This is a genomic window from Psychrobacter sp. Sarcosine-02u-2, assembly GCF_002836335.1.
In the GTDB taxonomy this organism is placed as follows: Bacteria; Pseudomonadota; Gammaproteobacteria; order Pseudomonadales; family Moraxellaceae; genus Psychrobacter; species Psychrobacter faecalis.
In genome coordinates this window covers 1-3,288 of sequence record NZ_PJBX01000029.1, presented here as the reverse complement: position 1 = coordinate 3,288, position 3,288 = coordinate 1, and the positions used below count along the sequence as shown (strand labels likewise).

Below are 3,288 nucleotides of genomic sequence, written 5' to 3'. Positions count from 1 at the left end.
GAGTTACAATGTGGCTTATCCCGAACTGGGGTTATAAATACTTCGCTTCATTCAAGACGACTTCTACTCTAGCTACAACCTAAACACAGTTTGCTAAAAAGGTATTAATCACTTTATTTACTTGTTCAGGCTCTTCTACTGTCGCTGTATGTCCAGCGCCTTTAATAACCGCAAGCTTTGAGCCTTTAATGGCAAAATGCATGCGCTCCGCTTTTGAATAAGGCGTTGCCACATCTTCATCACCAACGATAATCAATGTCGGCGTGCTAATCTCGCCTAGCTGATCGTAAGTGCCCGAGCGCTCAATGACACCTGTGGTCGCCTTAACGACCCCGCCCTTACGATTGCCTTGTAACATCGTGAGCCACGCTCTACGGTCAGCCTTACGCGACTTATCGTTCAAAAAGCTACTGCCAAACATAATAGGCATGACTTTTTGACTGACCCGCTTCATACCCAGCCAGCGGATAGCCTTCATCAATTTGCGATACTGCGGCACGTTTTTTGGGTCTTCAGGGTCTGCTGACGTTTCAAGTAAGGTCAGCGACAACAGTAGCTCCGGACGTTTGAGCGCGATACGCTGAGCGACAAAACCACCCATCGATAACCCTAAAAAATGGCATTTATCAATATCTAGCGCATCTAACAATGCTAGCGTATCCTCGGTCAGCGTATCCATATCATAGCCTGATTTGGTAATCTCAGACTGACCTTGCCCACGAAAATCAAACGCAATACAGCGGCAGCCAGATTTAAAGTACTCGACCTGTTTGTCATACATCCGCGTATTCCACAGCAGCCCATGAGCAAAGACCATCACTGGCTTTTGCTTATCCTCCGGCGCGCTATCTTCATAATAAATATCAACATTATTCACATTTATCATTGGCATAATTACTTCCTTGTTTGTTGCTTGTTGATTACTTGTTTGGTTAACGAAATCCTTAACACTACTGCCATTTAGCATAATGCACCAAGCGGATACTTCATAGCGTTATTTTTGTACGGCAGATAGTATATATTTATTAAATCGAATATAAGATAAAACAAGGAAAAATTAAACATTTTTGTCCGTGCCTGTAGCGCCCACAAAACTCGCTTTTATAATCATAACAAGCTGCTATAGTAATCAGCTTGCATGACTTGTTACAACTTTGTCCATTATAACCTTCATTGTTATCCGGAATGCTTATCTAGAACTTCTTACTAAGGAAACCAACCATGTCACAACCTTTGGTCGAATATCACAGCGAAAATCATATTGCCACCATTACCATGAATGACCCTAAGACGCTAAATGCCTTTAGCACACCATTAAAAGGCGCGATTATGGATGCGCTTGATAAGGCTGATCAAGATGCCGACGTACGCGTGATCGTGTTGCAAGGATCAAACAATAATTTCTCTAGCGGCGGTCATATCGGTGAGATGTTAGAGAATGGCATGGAATCAGAAGCACTTGTGGCAAAGCTTGATTTTATGCTCAGAGAAGTGGCAGAAGTAAGCTTAAAGTTGCGTAATATTCACAAACCCATTATTGCTAAATTAGAAGGTGCCGTCGCGGGTGCTGGGATGAACTTGGCATTAACCTGTGATTTCCGTATTGCCGCTGATAGCGCCAAATTTGTGCAAGCATTTGTCAATATCGGCTTGATTCCAGATGCGGGTGGTATTTACTTGCTCAATCAGCTGATTGGCGCGGCGAAAACGACTGAACTTGTGATGCTGGGTGATAAGCTCACTAGCGACGATATCGCGCGTCTAAACTTAGTCAATAGCGTCGTAAGCAAAGATGGGCTTGACGCCAGCGTATTGGCGTTGGCAACGCGCCTAAGCAACCTGCCCGGTAAAGCTTTGGCTTCGATGAAGCATATGATTAACGTGCATGCTTTTTCAGGCTTAAATGAAGCGCTCGATATGGAAGTTGACCAACAAACCATGATGGCAAAAACCGCTGACTTTGCTGAAGGTGTCACCGCCTTTATGGAAAAACGTAAGCCCGTTTATCAGGGTAAATAAAAACTTCTAACGCTACCTTCTGTACTATCAACAAAAAGGCTGCCTAATCTAATAGCAGCCTTTCGTTAGGTCATTTAATACGATTCATCTCTGTATTTATGAAGAAGCAGAGGCGGTCTTATCGTAACGCGGTAAGGTGAATATTTTATCGAAACCTAAGGTAAATACAAAGGTATAAACCAAGAAAAATAGCAGTAACGCCGCCTCCATCATAAAGGCTTTGATTAAACCAACGTCATACCAAATCATATAAAGTGGCAGGCAAATCAATACCAAGCCACCTTCAAACCCTATCGCATGAGCGCTGCGGATTAATAAGGTACGCTTTTTAACCTGCTTGCGCCGCTCCCACGCTTCAAAAGCAGTATTGTATAAAAAGTTCCAAATCACAGCGGCTAATGACACCATCACCGCAACGGGTAACGACTCTGCCGCATCGCTGCCGCTAAGTTTCATCAGCACAAAGGTAGATGCAATAATAGCGATAATTTCAAAGATGGTCACATAGACAACACGACGTTTGAGTGGGGATAAAGTAATCAACCAAGACTCCAAAGCACTTAGCACTTAGCACTTAGCACTTAAGTATAAACAAAAAGTTGCTTAGTAAAGTATCGGTCCGTCCCGAGATAGAAATGAGAAAAGAGTGCAGAGCCACGGTTTCCGCCTGCCCCTATATTATACATAAGATGACGAGAGAAACCAGTCGCAGCTTATTTTGCTGGCGGACCCCATTGATTGATTTCGAGCTTGGTATCGCTCGCTAAAAATACCAGTAAGATAATAGAGCCTATCAATGGCAAAATAGATATCAAAAACCACCATCCTGAACGGCTAGTATCATGCAATCTGCGAATAGTCACTGCTAAGCCCGGCAAGAACAAACCAAGCGCTACAACAATATAAAATAACCCTATTTCTGAATTGAAGATAATCGCATCTAAAATCATCGCTATGATGACCAATCCCATTTGCACCAATACGAAATACCAATACTCTTTACGCCGAGCACGTCCAGAGAAATTGGCATAATTCCTTAGACCTTTTTTAAACCAGTCCATAATGCCATAGTTTGCCTCAGCACTATGATTATTAACCATCCCAGAATTTGGTAAAGGTGGCGGCGTTACTTTATCAAGCATATTTTTATTTTCCATAGGATTTATTATCACTCACCTTTAACGGTAGAGTCGCCAACTAAAACATTTAATCAACGACTTTGATTATAAGCACTCAATAAAAGTTTGCAAACCATTATTCATATTTTTC

The 3,288-nt window shown here is 42.4% G+C and carries 4 protein-coding genes; 1 reads left to right on the top strand and 3 read right to left on the bottom strand.

Annotation, left to right across the window (positions count from 1 at the left end):
• Positions 1–79 precede the first annotated feature (79 nt).
• Complete coding sequence (locus tag CXF58_RS01005; RefSeq protein ID WP_068406177.1) at positions 80–892, bottom strand: alpha/beta fold hydrolase; 813 nt, start codon at positions 890–892, stop codon at positions 80–82.
• A gap of 329 nt (positions 893–1,221) precedes the next feature.
• On the opposite strand from CXF58_RS01005, the gene CXF58_RS01000 reads away from it, so the two are divergent.
• Positions 1,222–2,019, top strand: coding sequence for an enoyl-CoA hydratase/isomerase family protein (locus tag CXF58_RS01000; protein WP_102076302.1), 798 nt, complete (start codon positions 1,222–1,224; stop codon positions 2,017–2,019).
• A gap of 96 nt (positions 2,020–2,115) precedes the next feature.
• Here CXF58_RS01000 and CXF58_RS00995 read toward each other — a convergent pair whose 3' ends face one another.
• Both CXF58_RS00995 and CXF58_RS00990 read right to left on the bottom strand, forming a co-directional pair.
• Positions 2,116–2,562, bottom strand: a complete 447-nt coding sequence (locus CXF58_RS00995; protein ID WP_180952490.1) for a PACE efflux transporter — start codon at positions 2,560–2,562, stop codon at positions 2,116–2,118.
• A 170-nt stretch (positions 2,563–2,732) separates the two neighbouring features.
• Complete coding sequence (locus tag CXF58_RS00990) at positions 2,733–3,176, bottom strand: DUF805 domain-containing protein (RefSeq protein ID WP_227678215.1); 444 nt, start codon at positions 3,174–3,176, stop codon at positions 2,733–2,735.
• Positions 3,177–3,288 lie beyond the last annotated feature (112 nt).

Bases quoted from the DNA above. Each gene is read 5' to 3' on its own strand.
- CXF58_RS01005 (WP_068406177.1), bottom strand. From the start codon at position 892: ATGCCAATGATAAATGTGAATAATGTTGATATTTATTATGAAGATAGC.
- CXF58_RS01000 (WP_102076302.1), top strand. From the start codon at position 1,222: ATGTCACAACCTTTGGTCGAATATCACAGCGAAAATCATATTGCCACC.
- CXF58_RS00990 (WP_227678215.1), bottom strand. From the start codon at position 3,176: ATGGAAAATAAAAATATGCTTGATAAAGTAACGCCGCCACCTTTACCA.